Genomic DNA, 16,352 nt, shown 5'->3' on the forward strand with positions numbered 1-16,352 from the left:
TCACGCCGATGCTTCGTTTGTTCAGCCTGCCGGGTTGAGAGGGTTAACATGTCCGATAATCATTACTATGTGCACCAGCAGCACTGGCTCCAGCACTATTATTTTATCCGCACCGCCTTCTCCGTTTTATGGGTGGTTGCCGTGTTTTCCGTGGGCCAGTCTTCACTTGTCTGGACGTCGGTACTGCTCATTCTTTACCCCGCCTGGGATGCAATGGCTAATTATATGGATGCCCTTAAAAGCGGTGGATTCGGCCGCAGCCGGATGCAGACCGTCAATATTATCGTCAGTACCCTCACCACACTGGCCGTGATGGTGAACATAGACAGCATGTATGAGGTGATCCGTATATTTGGTGGCTGGGCAATACTGTCCGGTCTGCTGCAACTGGGGGCGGCGGTACAGCGCTGGAAACATTATGGTGCGCAGTGGAGCATGATTTTAAGCGGCGCGCAGTCTGCACTGGCGGGCGCCTTCTTCCTCGTTCAGTCCCGGCTACCGGAACCCCCGTCGGTAAACACTATTGCGGGCTATGCGGCGTTTGGCGCCGTCTATTATTGTCTGTCCGCCGCATCGCTAACGGTTCGAAAACAAAATGAGCTCACCCAATGAAAATCACATCGCAGATAAACAGAAAGACGCTGGTGCGCCTCGCACTGGTAGGCCTGATCCCCCTGATACTGTGTTTATTATTTCTGTGGACTGGCGGCTGGTTTACGCCCGAACGGCTGACGTCGGATAAGCTCGTCAACGTGTTGGAACAGTCGGGTGGAATTCATGAAGGCTATCGCCGAAATCACGCGAAGGGCATGTGCGTGCTGGGCACCTTTGTCTCGAACGGCAATGCCAGCACGCTGTCGCGAGCTTTAGTGTTCAGCAAAGGTGAAACTGCCGTAACAGGCCGATTTGCGATTGCTGGCGGTAATCCGGGGGCGCCGGATTATGCCGTTCCCGTCCGGAGCATGGCGCTGTCCTTTCAGCAGGCTAATGGTGAGCAGTGGCGTACCGGCATGAACGCCATGCCCTTTTTCCCCGTCAGCTCCGTTGAAGGTTTCTATGAGCTCCAGAAGGCCACCCTGCCGGATACGGCCACCGGAAAACCGAATCCGGAGAAAATGGGGGCCTTTGTCATGAAGCATCCGGAGATAAAACCGTTTTTTGCCTGGGCCAAACAAACCGTTCCCTCTTCCAGCTGGGCCAGCGATCGCTTTAACAGTCTGAATGCGTTTCGCCTGATTGATAAGGCCGGCAATGCACACCTGGTACGGTGGAGTATGGTGCCGCATGCAGCGTTTACGCCTGTTACCGATCCCGATAAACAGAACAAGGATTTTCTGCAACAGGATCTTCAGCGTCGTCTGGCGCAGGGCCCGCTGAAATGGGATCTGGTGTTCACGCTGGCTCAGGCGACGGATAACGGTAACGACGCCTCAAAAGCCTGGCCAGCCGACCGGAAGACGATGACGGCCGGCACGTTAGTCCTGACCAGCGCTGTCCCTCAGCAGCAAGGGCCATGCAATGACATCAATTACGATCCGTTAATTTTGCCCGACGGCATCGCGGCATCTGATGATCCGATACTTAACGCGCGCTCATCGGCTTATGCCAAATCCTACAATCTGCGCACCCATGAACAGGCACAACAGTCAGGAGAACATCTATGAAAAAGGTCGATTATTTTCATCCGGTCCTGCGCGTCCTGCACTGGCTGATGGCCACCGCGATCTTCATCATGTTGTTTATTGGTGTGGCGATGGTATCAACCGTTTCCTCCCTGCACAGCCTGCTGGTGTCGATCCACAAGCCACTGGGGGTGATGATCCTGCTCCTGGTCGTCGTTCGCGTGTGGGTACGCTTCACCACACCGGCCCCCGCTTTACCCGCCTCACTACCGGCCTGGCAGCGCGGGATGGCCCATCTTTCGCACTGGGCGCTCTATCTGCTGATGCTGGCCCAGCCGCTGACTGGCTGGGCCATGCTCTCAGCTGCCGGGTATCCCGTCACACTGGGTTACGGAATCGTCCTGCCCCCCATCATGGGCATGAATAATGACTGGTATGCGGTACTGCGGCCGCTTCACACCTGGGTTGCGCTGGCGCTGTTCGCGACCGTAATGCTTCATCTTGCAGCCGCGCTGCTCCATGCTTTTGTGCTGCGCGACGGCGTGTTCAGCAGTATGGCAGGCATCCGCAAAAAATAGATTTACGTCGCGGCCGTCGCCGGATCGGCAAACATCGCATCGGCGATATCCAGCATGACCCGGAGTCTGTCCATGTGCCGGAGGTCGGAGTGATACCCCACCCAGATATCTTTGGAAGGCGGGGGTTCCGGCATGCTGATGGGCTGCAATCCGGGGATGGCATCGCCAAGCGGGCGTGGCAGCACGGCAATGCCCATGCCCCGCTGACACATTTGCGCCTGGACGGCGCGGCTGGTGCTGGTGAACACTCGTCGTGACTGCGGAAACCTGTCGAGCAGCCAGGCGACGTCAGAAAAGTGGGACTGCGCCGTGTTCATCAGAATCAGCCCCACGGCGGCCGGGTCGCGCTGCGCGACATCGGCGATTTCCGGTACGCCGTACAGCGCATAGGGAATTCGCATCAGACGACGCTGAACAATATCCGGTTCGGTAAAAGGAACAATACGAAACGCGATATCGGCATCGCGGCGCGACAGATTGAGCAAGCGGTAGCTCGCGATGATTTCCGGTACAATCGCGGGATGACGTCGCGTCAGTTCGCTCAGAACAGGCGCCAGAACGTAGTTAGCAAACCACTCTGCGGAAGAGATCCGCAATAACCCTTCAAGACGGTCGTGATTCCCGGCCAGACGACGCTCCATCGCCAGCGCGGAGTTTTCCACGGCCTCTGCCAGCTTCAGCACCCTGTCGCCAGCGTCGGTGAGCACGAGCCCCTCCTTTGTCCGGCGAAACAGGGCTTGCTGCGCCTCATCCTCCAGCGCCTTTATCCGGCGTCCGACCGTCGGATGGCTCACGCCGAGACTGCGGGCCGCCTCCCCGAAAGACCCCTTACGCATCACTGCCAGAAATACCCGCACGTCGCCCCATTCCATACTGTCGCCTCACCGTACAAAAATGAACATCCAATATACAAAAGTGTCAGTTCCCAAACAACTTTGTCGGCTTCACTATAGCGTTCTCAACCCAATCCGCCCCCGGCGGGGATTTCAGGAGGCCTGCGCCATGAAAAAATTACACGACAAAGTTGCCATCGTAACCGGTGGATCCAGCGGTATCGGAGCCGCCATTGCCCGACAGTTGGCGGCTGATGGCGCAAAAGTCATTGTCAATTACACCTCCGGCAACAGCCGTGCCGGTAAGGTTGTCGCCGACATCGAGGCCGCTGGCGGGCACGCCGTGGCGTTTGCAGCGGATGTCACTCGCCAGGCGGACGTCAGGGAACTGATCGCCTTTGCCATCGACCACTACGGACACCTGGACATTGTGGTGAACAACGCCGGTGTCTACGAGTTCGCCCCGATAGAAGAAAGCACCGAAGCGCGCTACCGCAGGCAGTTTGACATCAATGTCCTGGGCCCACTGCTGGTGGCTGGCGCCGCCGCGCCGCATCTGACGAAAGGCAGCAGCATCATTAACATCAGTTCGTTCGTCACCCGCGTCTTTATCCCCGAGAGCGCCATCTACAGCGGCACCAAAGGCGCGATGGACGCCATCACCGGCGTGCTCGCGCGCGAGCTCGGGTCACGGGGCATTCGCGTTAACGCCGTCAACCCGGGCCTAATCGAAACGGAAGGGAGTCACAGTGCGGGCGCGATGAACTCGGACTTCCAGACATGGAATGAAAAGCAGACGCCACTCGGCCGCATCGGGCAGGTGCAGGATGTTGCGCCGATCGTTGCCTTTCTCGCCTCCGAGGACGCGGGGTGGATCACCGGCGAGGTGATTGTGGCCGCTGGCGGCATGCGCTGACATTCTCTGCATGACCCTCTGCCCAAACTGACCGAATACGTTCCTTACCCGGGACAGAACCGTTATCTGGAGTGTTCTATGTCAACACAACATCGCCCAGCGCCGAGCCCCGTCGCTGGGCGATGTTTATCATCCTGCTGGTGGGCGCGTTTTTGCCCCCGCTCGATTTTTTTATCGTTAATGTGGCGCTGCCTGCCATTCAGGGCGAGCTAGGTGCCTCTTCGTCCGCGCAACAGCTTGTCATTTCATCCTATGCTGCCGTCTACGCGGTCACGTTAATCACCGGCGGTCGACTGGGTGATATTTACGGCCGGGGGAAGATGTTCTTTCTTGGACTTATCGGTTTTGCTGCAGCATCGTTGTTGTGCGGCGTGGCCTGGTCGCCGTGGGTGCTGATTGCCGGGCGCGTGTTACAGGGTGCCACCGCAGCCATTATGGCACCCCAGGCACTGGCCTCCGTACAGGCGATTTTTCCGGAAGCGGAAAAACCGCTGGCGCTGAGCCTCTATGGCGCCGTCTTTGGTCTGGCCTCCGTTATCGGGCAGATACTGGGTGGCATTCTGATTTCTGCAGATCTGTTTCATCTGGGCTGGCGTGCGATTTTTATCGTTAACCTGCCAGTGGCGCTGCTGGTCATTCTCTTCGGTCTACCGCTGCTGAAAGAGACGCGGGCGCAGTCGGCACAGCGACTGGATCCCGTCGGCATGCTGCTGGCCACCGTCACCCTTAGCGCGCTGATTGTGCCATTAATTGAAGGCCGTGAAGCGGGATGGCCCTGGTGGACATGGGGATCATTTCTTGCGTTCCCGCTGCTGGTGCTGGGGCTATGGCGTTATGAACGTCGCCTCAGTCAGAACGGTGGTTCGCCGCTGCTCGATCCGACCGTCTTACGCGCGCCGGGACTGGGTCAGGGTCTGGCGATCGTATTGCTGTTTTATTCCATCGGTGCCTTTTTTCTGTTGTTTTCTGTTTATCTTCAGGATGCGTTGCATTTAAACGCCCTGACCGCAGGCCTGATTTTTCTGCCCTTTGGCATCGGCTTCCTGATTGGGCCGTTGCTGACACCCTACTTCAGGCGGTTTGCCGGAAATTACCTGAGCGCAATCGGAATGGGATGTGAGACGGCGGGTCTGGCGGGCCTTGCCGGGCTGATTGCCAGCACGCTGACGGGCACTCCTCCGGCCACGCTGCCGCTCGCGGCACTCCTTTTTATCACCGGTCTGGGTCAGGGGCTGGCGATGCCAACGCTGGTGAGAATGGTGACCGGCCGCGTAGCGCCCGCTTTTTCAGGCATGATTGCCGGCGTGACCAGCTCGACGCTGCAAATCAGCACTGCGCTGAGCGTCGCCGTCATCGGCGGCATTTTTTACAGCATGCTGGGGGGCGATAAAAGCGGCGCAACGATCACGCATGCCTTTATTGTCTCGCTGCTGACAATGGCGGTATGCCTCGCGGCTGGTGCCGGACTGAGTATCCGGCTTATCCGACGCGCCTCCGGAATAATTTCTGCTGCGGCCCGCCTTTCCATCAAGTAACGTAACGGGCGGCTGGCCGACCTGGTCTGCACGACATGGCTCATGTGCTTCCCCGGGTATGAGATGTGGCCGTTGCCTTTTTCCCGTGCTCATCCATTTGAGAAAAAAATATGAAAAAATCGATCGTTCCAGAAGCCTTTCAGCATTATTACGATGACTGGCACTTCTCTCCTGTCATCGATGCCGATGGCACCGTGTATCTTTCGGGCGTTACGGCAGCCCGAAAGGACAAACCCATCAGCAAGGATCCTGAAGAACAGTTTCACGATGCGTTTTATAAGCTGGGTGTGTACCTGAATGCCGCAGGCTTAGGCTATGACAATATTCTTGAGATGACCACGTTTCATATTGACCTTAAAACACATATTGACGTTTTTTCTCAGGTAAAAGATGCGTATATCAAGGCGCCCTACCCGGCATGGTCTGCCATAGGCGTATCGGCATTCATCCCGGAAAATGCCCTTGTGGAGATGCGGGTTGTGGCCAAAAGGTAGTCTTTGCCACATGTCTCAAAAGGATTATAACGTCCCCTACCGATAAAGAGCGGCCTGCCCTGCATGCAGTCAGGCCCGCTGCGTACGCATAGCGGACGCTGGCTTATACCCTTCCCCAAAAAGCCGGAATTATCCAGATGTAGGTTTGGGTAAAAATGGTGTCTCAGATTTTGCCAGGTAGAATATTTCAAATGCGGCGCAAGGAGAAGACGGGTTGACCCGGAGTAATAGTTTGTGATCTTCAGACTGAAGCAACTATAACTTAGACTGCCCTGCTCCGTTCCTCCCACTCATCCTGCCTTTGTGGGGGTAGCAGGAGCTTTAGACCAACCAGGCTAATAGACTGCTGCCATAGGTCAGCCTGGTCACCACACACTTTTGCTTTTTTCCCCGCTAAAACCTTAACATGCCTTAACATCACCACTTTACACTTTTCCACTAAGTCCTGACTTAATGCGGCTTTCAGCGTGGTTTACACTTTTCATTTTTTTGCGCAAAAACCTTAGCATTCCTTAGCATGCCCACTTGACACTTTTCTCCTGAAAGCCGCCTTTGACCTAAATAATTCTGTATATTTTAGGTTCGTATTTTTCATGGAGACCGCGATAGCAAGAGTAAAAGAATAGGTTTACCACTTTGGATGGGCGTTTTGATTGAGGCTACTCAGAGTTAAAACCTTTCCCCCTGGGTAATGGCTTACAGCGTACATTTCAACACTAACTTTCATCCTTCCCCATGTGTTCGTGGAAGCGCTTTAAACGAGCTTCATCTGTTTCAGTCGGCGTACACAATGCCTTCAGCCCCTTCAGTTTGACGAGAGTAATACTCCGCTGTAAGTTTTGAAACGTGCATAGCGTTCTTTTCAGCTTCAATTTTTGCTATCGCCTCAGCCTTGCGTTGTTGCTTCTCTGCAGCCACGTCATGCCTAAGAGCGACACGTGCTGCAAGTTCTTTAGCAATCTCCCTTGCTTTAGCAAGCGGGATAACACATAAGAACCAATCATCAAGGTCCGAGGCTTGCCGGTAAGTTTGTATCGAAAACACCAGTATGGAGTTTTGTCTTCTTTGCGAAAGCGGAGATAAAGTCCTTCGCCATCGGACCTCCCCTCGAATCGTTCGCCACTCTTGAACCACGCTCGGATCTGCATATCGGTAAGTTTTGGCATGCACGTATACCTGGCAATCTACTCGTACATCTAAAAGTGTACCCAAAACGACATAACAGAATGCTGGGTACACCTAAAGGATGCACTTTCTTGTACTTTTATGACAGCTCCTGAAAACAAAAAAGCCCGAAATATTCGGGCTTTAGGATGCTTATAATAGCTAGCAAATCACTATGAAAGCTTATTTGCTTTTCTTAATGTGCTTAATCAGGCGCTTACGCTTACGCATCTGGTTTGGCGTCAGGGTGTTGCGCTTGTTGGCGAACGGGTTTTCCCCTTCCTTGAACTGAATACGGATAGGCGTGCCCATCACGTCCAGCGATTTACGGAAGTAGTTCATCAGGTAGCGCTTGTAGGAATCCGGCAGGTCTTTCACCTGGTTACCGTGAATCACCACGATTGGTGGGTTATAACCACCGGCGTGGGCGTATTTCAGCTTCACGCGACGACCGCGCACCAGCGGCGGCTGATGGTCTTCCGCAGCCATATTCATGATACGGGTCAGCATGGCGGTGCTCTGACGACGGGTGGAGCTGTCGTAAGCTTCGCGGACGGATTCAAACAGGTTACCTACGCCGCTGCCGTGTAGCGCAGAGATGAAGTGCACGCGAGCAAAGTCGATAAAGCCCAGACGGAAGTCGAGGGTCTCTTTCACCTGCTCACGAACCTCGTTGCTCAGGCCATCCCATTTGTTGACCACGATAACCAGTGAGCGCCCACTATTGAGGATAAAGCCGAGCAGAGAGAGGTCCTGATCGGAGATCCCTTCGCGTGCGTCGATAACCAGCAGCACGACGTTGGCATCTTCGATCGCCTGCAGGGTTTTGATAACGGAGAATTTTTCCACCACATCGGTGATTTTCCCGCGCTTACGCACCCCGGCAGTGTCGATGAGGACATACTCACGCTCATCGCGCTGCATCGGGATGTAGATGCTGTCGCGGGTGGTGCCCGGCATGTCGTAAACGACCACGCGCTCTTCACCCAGAATACGGTTAGTAAGTGTAGACTTACCTACGTTTGGACGGCCCACGATAGCCAGCTTGATCGGCAGATCCTGCGGGTTGAAGTCATCTTCAGGCTCTTCTTCTTCGCCCTCTTCTCCGTCTTCAAACTGCGCCCAGTATTCAGCGTCTTCGTCCACCTCTTCCGGCGGGTTCACTTCGTCAACCCACGGCAGCAGAACGGTTTCCAGCAAGCTGGTAACGCCACGGCCATGCGATGCCGCGATAGGGTAGATTTCACCCAGGCCCAGAGACCAGAAATCCGCGATGGCCTGATCGGCATCGATGCCGTCGGTTTTGTTCGCCACCAGGAAGGTTGGCTTTTCGCGTGAACGCAGGTGTTTAGCGATAGCGGAGTCCGCCGGCATCAGGCCAGCGCGTGCATCCACCATGAACAGCACCACGTCCGCTTCTTCAATCGCCAGCAGCGACTGTTCCGCCATGCGGGTTTCCACGCCGTCTTCTGTGCCGTCAATACCACCGGTATCAATACAGATGAACTCGCGTCCTTCCACCTCTGCACGACCGTACTTACGGTCACGCGTCAGCCCCGGGAAATCCGCAACCAGCGCATCACGGGTGCGTGTTAAACGGTTAAAAAGAGTGGATTTTCCAACGTTAGGGCGCCCGACAAGCGCGACCACAGGTACCATGTTTGAAGCCTCATAAAATTCAAAATAACGTCGCTTTCGCGGCGTTTTTAAAAATGTCAAAACGGCTCCTGAGTGAACAGGAGCCGTTTAGTATACTACAACCGCCGGGTAATTAACGCGTGATCGCGTACAGCGTGCCGTCTTTTGCCTGAATCAGCAGTTTGCCGTCGGCCACAACCGGGTCGGTCAGGAAACCGGAGCTGTCGACTTTTTGCTGCGCAACAAAGCGGCCGTTATCCGGATCGATCCAGTGCATATACCCTTCGCTGTCGCCCACAACCAGGCTACCGTTGTACAGCGCTGGCGCAGTCAGCAGACGGTGCAGCAGGTCGCTTTGCGTCCACAGCGTCACGCCGCCTTCGGTACTCAGGGCCAGCAGACGGTCGTTCTGGTCAACCATATAGATGCGGTTACCCTCAACGATGAAATCATTTACCGAGCCCAGCTCACGTTTCCACATGATCTGGCCGCTGCGCAGATCCAGCGCGGTCAGGTTGCCGTTGTAGGCCAGCGCGTAAACCACACCGTTAACGATAACCGGTGTTGTGTCCACGTCGCTCAGACGGTCAATTTCCGTTGAGCCAGTGGCCTGAGAGATACGCTGCTGCCAGATCATCTGGCCCTGCTGCATCAGCACGGCACTCACGCGACCGTTGTCACCGCCCACAATGGCAGCACCAAATGCGGTAGCCGGGGCAGATTCGCCACGCAGAGAGAGCGCAGGCATATCCAGGTTAACGGTCCATTTCACCAGGCCGTCCGCTTCGTTCAGCGCCTGCAGCTGGCCGTTGCTGGTATGAATCAGCACCAGGCCGTCGCTCACTACCGGACGCGACAGGGATTCACCCGCCACGGTTGTTTGCCAGGCAATGGAGCCGTCGCTGCTGTTCAGGGCATAAACCTGCGCTTTTTCGCTGCCCACGTAGACGTGACCACCGGCAACGGTCAGGCCGCCAGACAGCAGTGCAGGCTTACGGGAGAACCAGCCGTCTTTTTCCGCCAGGTTAACGGACCACACTTCTTTTCCGTCATCCGCGTTCACCGCTTTCACGGTACCTTTGCGGTCAGCCGCATAGACAACGCTGTCTGCATACGCTGGATGAAGGTTGGAATAGAAATCACCAATCCCATTGCCCACGGAGACATCCCACGCGGTGGATGGGGTAAACTGGTTTTCAACCGTCGGCAGTGGGGACATTTTCACAACGTCTTCTTCGCCACTGAACAGTGAACAACCACTCAATAACGTAACAGAAAGCAGTCCTGGCAGAAGTAATTTACGCAATTGCATCGGGTCCCTCTCAGACGGACAAATTATTTATTTTCATCTGCATCATTTCGCTCAGCGCAGGTGAAGCATTGCTCTCTACGCCAGCTTGCCACGCTTTACGCGCGCCCGCTTTGTCACCTTTGCTCAGCAGTGCTTCACCGCGGAGATCGGCAACGATGGCAGCAAAACCTTCGCCTTTGATGGTATCGAGCGTTTTCAGCGCATCGTCAGCTTTCTTCTGCTGAACCTGAATACGTGCCAGGCGCAGATTGATCACCGCTTTCAGGTTTTCATCACTGGCGGCAGCAAGGCCCTGAGACAGCTGTGCTACGGCTTTATCCAGTTCGTTCTTATCAACGTACTGCTGAGCCACTTCCAGCGCAGCCAGTGCACCGTAGGTGTTTTTGTTGTCAGCCGCAAATTTTTCTGCCGCCGTCAGCGTTTGCGGCTGATCGGCACGAATTGCGCTCACGGTATTTTCATAGGACAGGGACGCGCCGCGCGCGGAATCCGCCTGATGATTGTTCCAGTAACGCCAGCCTACCAGCGCACCGACACCTAAAATAACCCCAACAACCAGCGCTTTGCCGTTTTCAGCAAAGAAGCGTTTAATCGCGTCGACCTGATCGTGTTCGTTCTCGTAAATTTCCACGCAGTCCTTCTCCTTAGCCCAATAGAGTGCGCAAGTGCGCCGCAACGCCGTCCTGCGTTACCGTTGTCTGCTCACCAGAGCGCAGGTCTTTCACCACCACTTCGCCGTTGGCCACTTCGGACTCACCCAGCACCAGTGCGATACTTGCGCCCCACTTATCGGCACGAGCAAACTGTTTTTTGAAGTTGCCGCCGCCATGGTTGGTCATCAGCTTAACGCCCGGCAGCGCATCGCGCACACGTTCGGCAAGCTGCATTGCCGCAGACTGCGTTTCCGCGCCTGAGGCCACCAGGTATATATCGACAACGGAATCTGCTTTAAATTCCGGATTAACTGCCTGAACCAGCAAAACAAGTCGCTCAAGACCCATCGCGAAGCCTACAGCAGGTGCTGCGCGACCGCCAAGTTGCTCAACCAGACCGTCATAGCGACCGCCCGCGCACACGGTGCCCTGAGAGCCGAGGCTCGTGGTCACCCACTCAAACACGGTACGGTTGTAGTAGTCCAGACCGCGTACCAGGCGCTGGTTTACGGTGTAGGCGATGCCAGCCGCTTCAAGCAGCTTGCACAGGCCCGCGAAGTGTTCGCGAGATTCTTCATCCAGATAATCACCCAGCGCAGGCGCATCGTTCAGCAGTGCCTGAACATCTGCGTTTTTGGAATCCAGCACTCGCAGCGGGTTGCTGTACATGCGACGTTTGCAGTCTTCGTCCAGCTTCTCTTTATGTTGTTCCAGGAACGCCACCAGCGCATCGCGGTAGTTAGCGCGCGCTTCCAGAGAACCGATAGAGTTCAGCTCGAGGGAAACGTGATCGGCAATACCGAGCGCACGCCACCAGCGGGCGGTCAGCATAATCAGTTCAGCGTCGATGTCGGGGCCCTGCAGGCCAAAGACTTCCACACCCAGCTGATTGAACTGGCGATAACGCCCTTTCTGAGGACGTTCGTGGCGGAACATCGGGCCGATATACCACAGGCGCTGCTCCTGATTGTACAGAAGACCATGTTCGATGCCGGCGCGTACGCAGCCCGCCGTACCTTCCGGACGCAGGGTCAGGCTGTCGCCGTTGCGGTCCTCAAAGGTGTACATCTCTTTTTCAACCACGTCGGTAACTTCACCAATCGCGCGTTTGAATAACGGGGTCTGCTCTACAATCGGCAAACGGATTTCGCTGTAACCGTAGCTGCCGAGCACCTGCTTCAGCGTGCCTTCAATGCGCTGCCAGATGGCGGTTTCGCCAGGCAGATAATCGTTCATGCCGCGGATGGCTTGAATGTTTTTTGCCACGTTTATTCTCTTTCTATATACAAAAAAAACCCAAAGAATGGGTTCAATCATACATGGGAAGCTCGCGGCTTCCCATCACGTTATTTTTCAACCTGCTGAACGTTAATACGCTGTGTCTCGTCCATCATGGCGGCTTTCGCACGGATGCGGGCTTCAAGCTGGTCGATCATGTCGCTATTATCCAGACGATCTTTACGAACGCCATCTTCATAGAGACCACTTTTCTTGTTACCGCCGGTCACGCCCAGGGTTGACACCAGTGCTTCACCCGGACCGTTCACCACGCAGCCGATGATGGAGACGTCCATCGGGGTGATAATGTCTTCCAGACGTTGCTCCAGGGCATTCACCGTCCCGATCACATCGAACTCCTGACGCGAACAGGTTGGGCAGGCAATGAAGTTGATCCCACGCGCGCGAATACGCAGCGACTTCAGGATATCGAAACCGACCTTGATCTCTTCGACCGGATCGGCCGCCAGCGAGACGCGCAGGGTGTCACCGATCCCTTCAGAGAGCAGCAGCCCCAGACCGATCGCGGATTTTACCGAGCCGCTACGCAGGCCGCCCGCTTCGGTGATCCCGAGGTGCAGAGGCTGATCGATCTGCTTTGCCAGCAGGCGGTAAGATTCTACGGCCAGGAACACGTCGGAGGCTTTTACGCTGACTTTGAACTGATCGAAGTTAAGACGATCGAGATGATCGACGTGACGCATCGCGGATTCGAGCAGCGCCTGTGGCGTCGGCTCACCGTATTTTTCCTGCAGATCTTTTTCCAGCGAACCGGCGTTAACGCCGATACGGATAGGAATATTTTTATCGCGGGCGCAGTCCACAACCATGCGGATACGCTCTTCGTTACCGATGTTGCCCGGGTTAATACGCAGACAATCGACGCCGTATTCGGCCACTTTCAGTGCGATGCGGTAGTCGAAGTGAATATCCGCCACCAGCGGAACGCTGACCTGCTGTTTGATCAGTTTGAACGCCTCAGCGGCATCCATGGTCGGGACGGAGACGCGAACAATATCCGCGCCTACACGTTCTAATGCTTTGATTTGATTGACCGTCGCTTCCACATCGGTGGTGCGCGTGTTGGTCATCGACTGAACGGCGATAGGTGCCCCATCGCCGATTGGCACATTCCCAACGTAAATCCGTTTCGATTTTCTACGTTGAATCGGAGCCTGGTTATGCATGAAAAATCTCCCGCGTTGCCCGTCTGTTACTGTGCTGCTGATTGTTCGGCATTAACGGTAAGACGTGCAACCTGGTTAGTTCTGATAAAGCGGCTCAGGTCGACAGGTTTTCCTTGATACTGGATCTGTACCGCTGCCGGAGCGCCGATTTTAAGTTTATAGGGAGCCTGGCCTGTTAGGTTTAACGTGCCATCTTTGCGCTGCAGGCCGCTGAACAGTTTTTTACCTGTCGCGTCAGTCACTTCCAGCCAGCAGTCGGCGCTGAAGTTCATTACCAGCGCATTAGGGTCGGCTGCTGCGGTCGCCGTACCCGCCGGGCTGGTTGGCAGAGACGCTGCGGTATTGTCTGCAGGCTGAGTAGCTGCAGGCGCGTTCGCCGCCGTATCAACATTTGCCTGAGAAGGGGCAACCACCGCGTTTTGATCCTGAGCCTGCGGCGCAGCGGTGTTAGCCGTTGCTGCCGGGGCCTGTGCTGCACCAGTCGCCGATGCGTCTGGCGCTGCGGTCTGTGGCTCGCTGGAGGACGCCGCACCGTCGGTATTCAGCGGCACGCTCTGGGCGTTATCATTTCCGGCCTGGTTGAGTTCGGCGGAGGATTGATCGGCCATGGTGGTGATCTCTTCCTGCTGCGCCTTGTGGTTTTGCCACCACCATGCACCGGTCAGACCGACCACCACAAACAGCACCAGCCAGGTAAAGCTCATCAGCCAGCCATCACGTTTTTTACGACGTTTCCCCAGGGAGAAGGTCTGCATCGGCGCAACTTTTGCTGCACGGACCGGCGCCTGCTTCTCCATCATTGGCAGTAATTCGTTTTCGGGGATGTGCACCAGTTTTGCGTAAGAGCGGATATAACCGCGCAAGAACGTTGAAGCCAGATCGGCAGGCGCCTTATCTTCTTCAATATCGCGAACCGTGGAAACCTTCAGGCACAAGCGTTCCGCAACGGCTTGCTGGCTGAGTCCGAGTTGTTCACGGGCGTTGCGAAGACGAACGCCAGTGGAGAGTGCTTCATGTTGGTCGTGAGTGGCTTCAGTATTCATTCGCTACAACTACTGGTACGTGAAAAATAAGGGTTCAGGCGCCGGTGAGTCACAATGCCACCCGCACCGCGAAACTTCTGGTCAGTTAACCTTGAACAGAGAGTATAAGACTGTCAGCCCGGAGATGACAGTACAGCCCTGCCCGTACGGCTAAACTGTTGTTACGTCGTTACATACTGCCCGAAAGTCGGATGAAACGCACCGTAATTATTGATCAGTCTTCACGAATCTGACTGATTATTCAGTAAGGTTATGTCTCACGGCGCAGATAATGCGCCGCGAGTGCATAATAATCAAACAGCTTTAACCGCGATCGTCTCGCCCTGCATGCGTTTACGCAGAGTACGCTTGGTACGGTCAATGACATCACCAGCCAGCTGTCCACATGCGGCATCAATATCATCACCACGCGTTTTACGCACGATGGTGGTGAAGCCATACTCCATCAGCACCTTGGAGAAACGGTCGATACGGCTGTTCGAGCTACGGCCATACGGCGCGCCCGGGAACGGGTTCCACGGGATCAGGTTGATTTTGCACGGCGTATCTTTCAGCAGTTCAGCCAGCTGATGCGCATGTTCGGTGCCGTCATTGACGTGGTCCAGCATCACGTACTCGATGGTCACGCGGCCCTGGTTGGCGTTGGATTTCTCCAGGTAACGACGTACGGCGGCGAGGAAAGTTTCGATATTGTACTTTTTGTTGATCGGCACAATTTCGTCACGAATTTCATCGTTTGGTGCGTGCAGGGAGATCGCCAGCGCGACGTCAATCATGTCGCCGAGTTTGTCCAGCGCAGGCACAACGCCTGAAGTCGACAGCGTGACGCGACGCTTGGACAGGCCAAAGCCAAAGTCATCCAGCATGATTTCCATCGCCGGAACGACGTTGGTCAGGTTCAGCAGCGGTTCACCCATCCCCATCATCACCACGTTGGTGATAGGGCGCGTGCCGGTGACTTTTGCCGCGCCCACGATTTTCGCAGCACGCCAGACCTGGCCGATAATTTCTGAAACACGCAGGTTACGGTTAAAGCCTTGCTGCGCGGTTGAGCAGAATTTGCACTCCAGCGCACAGCCAACCTGGGAGGAGACGCACAGCGTCGCGCGGTCTTCTTCCGGGATGTAGACGGTTTCAACACGCTGATCGCCGACCGCAATCGCCCATTTGATGGTGCCATCCGCGGAGCGCTGCTCTTCCACCACTTCCGGTGCACGGATTTCTGCCACTTCTTTGAGCTTATTGCGCAGGACCTTGTTGATGTCAGTCATGTCATCAAAATTGTCGCTGCAGTAATGGTACATCCACTTCATGACCTGATCGGCACGAAACGGCTTTTCGCCCATCTCTTTGAAGAAATCGCGCATCTGCTGACGGTTCAGATCCAGCAGGTTGATTTTTCCATTTTTATTGGGAACCGCAGGAATGGCGACTTCGGAGGTATTCACTAATTCAGACATAATATTTACCGGCCTCGTTGTTACACGTTATGGCCCATGGAGGGTTGAATAGAAACGCCCCGGAAAGCGGTCTGCTCGTCCGGGGCGTTGCATTGTACAAAGTCTGGCGCAGGGATGCCACGTCTGGACGCGGCATTTACGAAAATAATGTGTAAACGAAACCGTTAAATTAACGGGTACGTGGACACACTTCGCCTTCTGCGAAGAAGAAAGCGATTTCGCGTGCGGCAGATTCAACAGAGTCAGAACCGTGGGTGCCGTTCTCGGTGAAGCTGTCAGCGTAGTCAGCGCGCAGAGTTCCTGCCAGCGCGTTGTCCGGGTTGGTTGCACCCAGCAGGTCGCGGTGACGCTGTACGGCGTTTTCGCCTTCCAGTACGGATACCACGATTGGACCGGAGGTCATGAACTCAACCAGGCCGTCAAAGAATGGGCGACCTTCGTGCTCAGCGTAGAAGCCGCGCGCCTGCTCAACGGTCAGGTGCAGCATTTTGGTGCCAACAATTTTGAACCCTGCAGATTCAAAGCGAGCGAAGATACTGCCAATAACGTTTTTTGCCACCGCGTTTGGTTTGATGATGGAAAAAGTACGTTCAATAGCCATGATAACCTCTGTCAATGTTCTGTTGTTTTGCATACCTG

The 16,352-nt window shown here is 55.4% G+C and carries 15 protein-coding genes and 1 pseudogene; 6 read left to right on the forward strand and 10 right to left on the reverse strand.

Features of this window, described 5'->3' with window-relative positions:
• The first annotated feature begins 48 nt into the window (after positions 1 to 48).
• Genes ACMWJS_RS03770 through ACMWJS_RS03780 form a run of 3 tightly spaced genes read left to right on the forward strand, consistent with a single transcriptional unit; the run spans position 49 to position 2,200 of the window.
• Complete coding sequence (locus ACMWJS_RS03770) at positions 49 to 612, forward strand: DUF308 domain-containing protein (protein WP_414746637.1); 564 nt, start codon at positions 49 to 51, stop codon at positions 610 to 612.
• Entirely contained in the window at positions 609 to 1,664 is a 1,056-nt protein-coding gene (locus ACMWJS_RS03775) for a catalase family peroxidase (RefSeq protein ID WP_414746638.1), read from the forward strand. Before ACMWJS_RS03770 ends, ACMWJS_RS03775 begins: the two co-directional genes overlap by 4 nt.
• On the forward strand, positions 1,661 to 2,200 hold the full coding sequence (locus ACMWJS_RS03780; protein ID WP_414746639.1) for a cytochrome b: 540 nt from the start codon (positions 1,661 to 1,663) through the stop codon (positions 2,198 to 2,200). Before ACMWJS_RS03775 ends, ACMWJS_RS03780 begins: the two co-directional genes overlap by 4 nt.
• Before the next feature lie 2 nt (positions 2,201 to 2,202).
• Here ACMWJS_RS03780 and ACMWJS_RS03785 read toward each other — a convergent pair whose 3' ends face one another.
• Positions 2,203 to 3,072: a LysR family transcriptional regulator gene (locus ACMWJS_RS03785; RefSeq protein ID WP_414746640.1), complete on the reverse strand. Its 870-nt coding sequence runs from the start codon at positions 3,070 to 3,072 to the stop codon at positions 2,203 to 2,205.
• A gap of 130 nt (positions 3,073 to 3,202) precedes the next feature.
• Here ACMWJS_RS03785 and ACMWJS_RS03790 point away from each other — a divergent pair, with 130 nt between their 5' ends.
• The 3 genes from ACMWJS_RS03790 (at position 3,203) to ACMWJS_RS03800 (ending at position 5,978) form a co-directional block, all read left to right on the forward strand.
• Complete coding sequence (locus ACMWJS_RS03790; protein WP_414746641.1) at positions 3,203 to 3,949, forward strand: SDR family NAD(P)-dependent oxidoreductase; 747 nt, start codon at positions 3,203 to 3,205, stop codon at positions 3,947 to 3,949.
• 122 nt (positions 3,950 to 4,071) lie between these two features.
• A complete protein-coding gene (locus ACMWJS_RS03795) occupies positions 4,072 to 5,484 on the forward strand; it encodes an MFS transporter (protein WP_414746661.1) in 1,413 nt (470 codons plus the stop codon).
• 110 nt (positions 5,485 to 5,594) lie between these two features.
• Complete coding sequence (locus ACMWJS_RS03800) at positions 5,595 to 5,978, forward strand: Rid family hydrolase (protein ID WP_047070708.1); 384 nt, start codon at positions 5,595 to 5,597, stop codon at positions 5,976 to 5,978.
• Between the two features lie 810 nt (positions 5,979 to 6,788).
• On the opposite strand, the pseudogene ACMWJS_RS03805 reads toward ACMWJS_RS03800, so the two are convergent.
• The 9 genes and pseudogenes from ACMWJS_RS03805 to ndk all read right to left on the reverse strand — a co-directional run.
• Positions 6,789 to 7,144, reverse strand: a pseudogene (locus tag ACMWJS_RS03805) (Arm DNA-binding domain-containing protein); the annotation flags it as partial.
• 181 nt (positions 7,145 to 7,325) lie between these two features.
• Positions 7,326 to 8,801 (reverse strand): ribosome biogenesis GTPase Der, encoded by a 1,476-nt coding sequence (gene der / locus ACMWJS_RS03810; RefSeq protein ID WP_024908655.1) that lies wholly within the window; start codon positions 8,799 to 8,801, stop codon positions 7,326 to 7,328.
• Positions 8,802 to 8,913: 112 nt separating this feature from the next.
• Positions 8,914 to 10,092 (reverse strand): outer membrane protein assembly factor BamB, encoded by a 1,179-nt coding sequence (gene bamB, locus ACMWJS_RS03815; RefSeq protein ID WP_008502135.1) that lies wholly within the window; start codon positions 10,090 to 10,092, stop codon positions 8,914 to 8,916.
• A gap of 10 nt (positions 10,093 to 10,102) precedes the next feature.
• Positions 10,103 to 10,723 (reverse strand): YfgM family protein, encoded by a 621-nt coding sequence (locus ACMWJS_RS03820; RefSeq protein WP_008502136.1) that lies wholly within the window; start codon positions 10,721 to 10,723, stop codon positions 10,103 to 10,105.
• A 13-nt stretch (positions 10,724 to 10,736) separates the two neighbouring features.
• A complete protein-coding gene (gene hisS / locus ACMWJS_RS03825; RefSeq protein WP_032622984.1) occupies positions 10,737 to 12,011 on the reverse strand; it encodes a histidine--tRNA ligase in 1,275 nt (424 codons plus the stop codon).
• 80 nt (positions 12,012 to 12,091) lie between these two features.
• Positions 12,092 to 13,210 (reverse strand): flavodoxin-dependent (E)-4-hydroxy-3-methylbut-2-enyl-diphosphate synthase, encoded by a 1,119-nt coding sequence (ispG, locus tag ACMWJS_RS03830; protein ID WP_008502138.1) that lies wholly within the window; start codon positions 13,208 to 13,210, stop codon positions 12,092 to 12,094.
• A 26-nt stretch (positions 13,211 to 13,236) separates the two neighbouring features.
• A complete protein-coding gene (gene rodZ, locus ACMWJS_RS03835; protein ID WP_063622264.1) occupies positions 13,237 to 14,253 on the reverse strand; it encodes a cytoskeleton protein RodZ in 1,017 nt (338 codons plus the stop codon).
• Between the two features lie 293 nt (positions 14,254 to 14,546).
• On the reverse strand, positions 14,547 to 15,713 hold the full coding sequence (locus tag ACMWJS_RS03840) for a bifunctional tRNA (adenosine(37)-C2)-methyltransferase TrmG/ribosomal RNA large subunit methyltransferase RlmN (RefSeq protein ID WP_414746642.1): 1,167 nt from the start codon (positions 15,711 to 15,713) through the stop codon (positions 14,547 to 14,549).
• A 169-nt stretch (positions 15,714 to 15,882) separates the two neighbouring features.
• The gene (gene ndk, locus ACMWJS_RS03845) at positions 15,883 to 16,314 is read right to left on the reverse strand and encodes a nucleoside-diphosphate kinase (RefSeq protein ID WP_003860625.1); all 432 of its coding nucleotides are present in this window, start codon (positions 16,312 to 16,314) and stop codon (positions 15,883 to 15,885) included.
• Between the last annotated feature and the right edge of the window lie 38 nt (positions 16,315 to 16,352).

The organism is Enterobacter sp. HK-058-C-ECC (genome assembly GCF_047531125.1).
Classification (GTDB): Bacteria; Pseudomonadota; Gammaproteobacteria; order Enterobacterales; family Enterobacteriaceae; genus Enterobacter; species Enterobacter quasiroggenkampii.

Coding starts and splice junctions, on each gene's coding strand:
- ACMWJS_RS03770 (WP_414746637.1), top strand. CDS start 49: ATGTCCGATAATCATTACTATGTGCACCAGCAGCACTGGCTCCAGCAC.
- ACMWJS_RS03775 (WP_414746638.1), top strand. CDS start 609: ATGAAAATCACATCGCAGATAAACAGAAAGACGCTGGTGCGCCTCGCA.
- ACMWJS_RS03780 (WP_414746639.1), top strand. CDS start 1,661: ATGAAAAAGGTCGATTATTTTCATCCGGTCCTGCGCGTCCTGCACTGG.
- ACMWJS_RS03785 (WP_414746640.1), bottom strand. CDS start 3,072: ATGGAATGGGGCGACGTGCGGGTATTTCTGGCAGTGATGCGTAAGGGG.
- ACMWJS_RS03790 (WP_414746641.1), top strand. CDS start 3,203: ATGAAAAAATTACACGACAAAGTTGCCATCGTAACCGGTGGATCCAGC.
- ACMWJS_RS03795 (WP_414746661.1), top strand. CDS start 4,072: ATGTTTATCATCCTGCTGGTGGGCGCGTTTTTGCCCCCGCTCGATTTT.
- ACMWJS_RS03800 (WP_047070708.1), top strand. CDS start 5,595: ATGAAAAAATCGATCGTTCCAGAAGCCTTTCAGCATTATTACGATGAC.
- der (WP_024908655.1), bottom strand. CDS start 8,801: ATGGTACCTGTGGTCGCGCTTGTCGGGCGCCCTAACGTTGGAAAATCC.
- bamB (WP_008502135.1), bottom strand. CDS start 10,092: ATGCAATTGCGTAAATTACTTCTGCCAGGACTGCTTTCTGTTACGTTA.
- ispG (WP_008502138.1), bottom strand. CDS start 13,210: ATGCATAACCAGGCTCCGATTCAACGTAGAAAATCGAAACGGATTTAC.
- rodZ (WP_063622264.1), bottom strand. CDS start 14,253: ATGAATACTGAAGCCACTCACGACCAACATGAAGCACTCTCCACTGGC.
- ACMWJS_RS03840 (WP_414746642.1), bottom strand. CDS start 15,713: ATGTCTGAATTAGTGAATACCTCCGAAGTCGCCATTCCTGCGGTTCCC.
- ndk (WP_003860625.1), bottom strand. CDS start 16,314: ATGGCTATTGAACGTACTTTTTCCATCATCAAACCAAACGCGGTGGCA.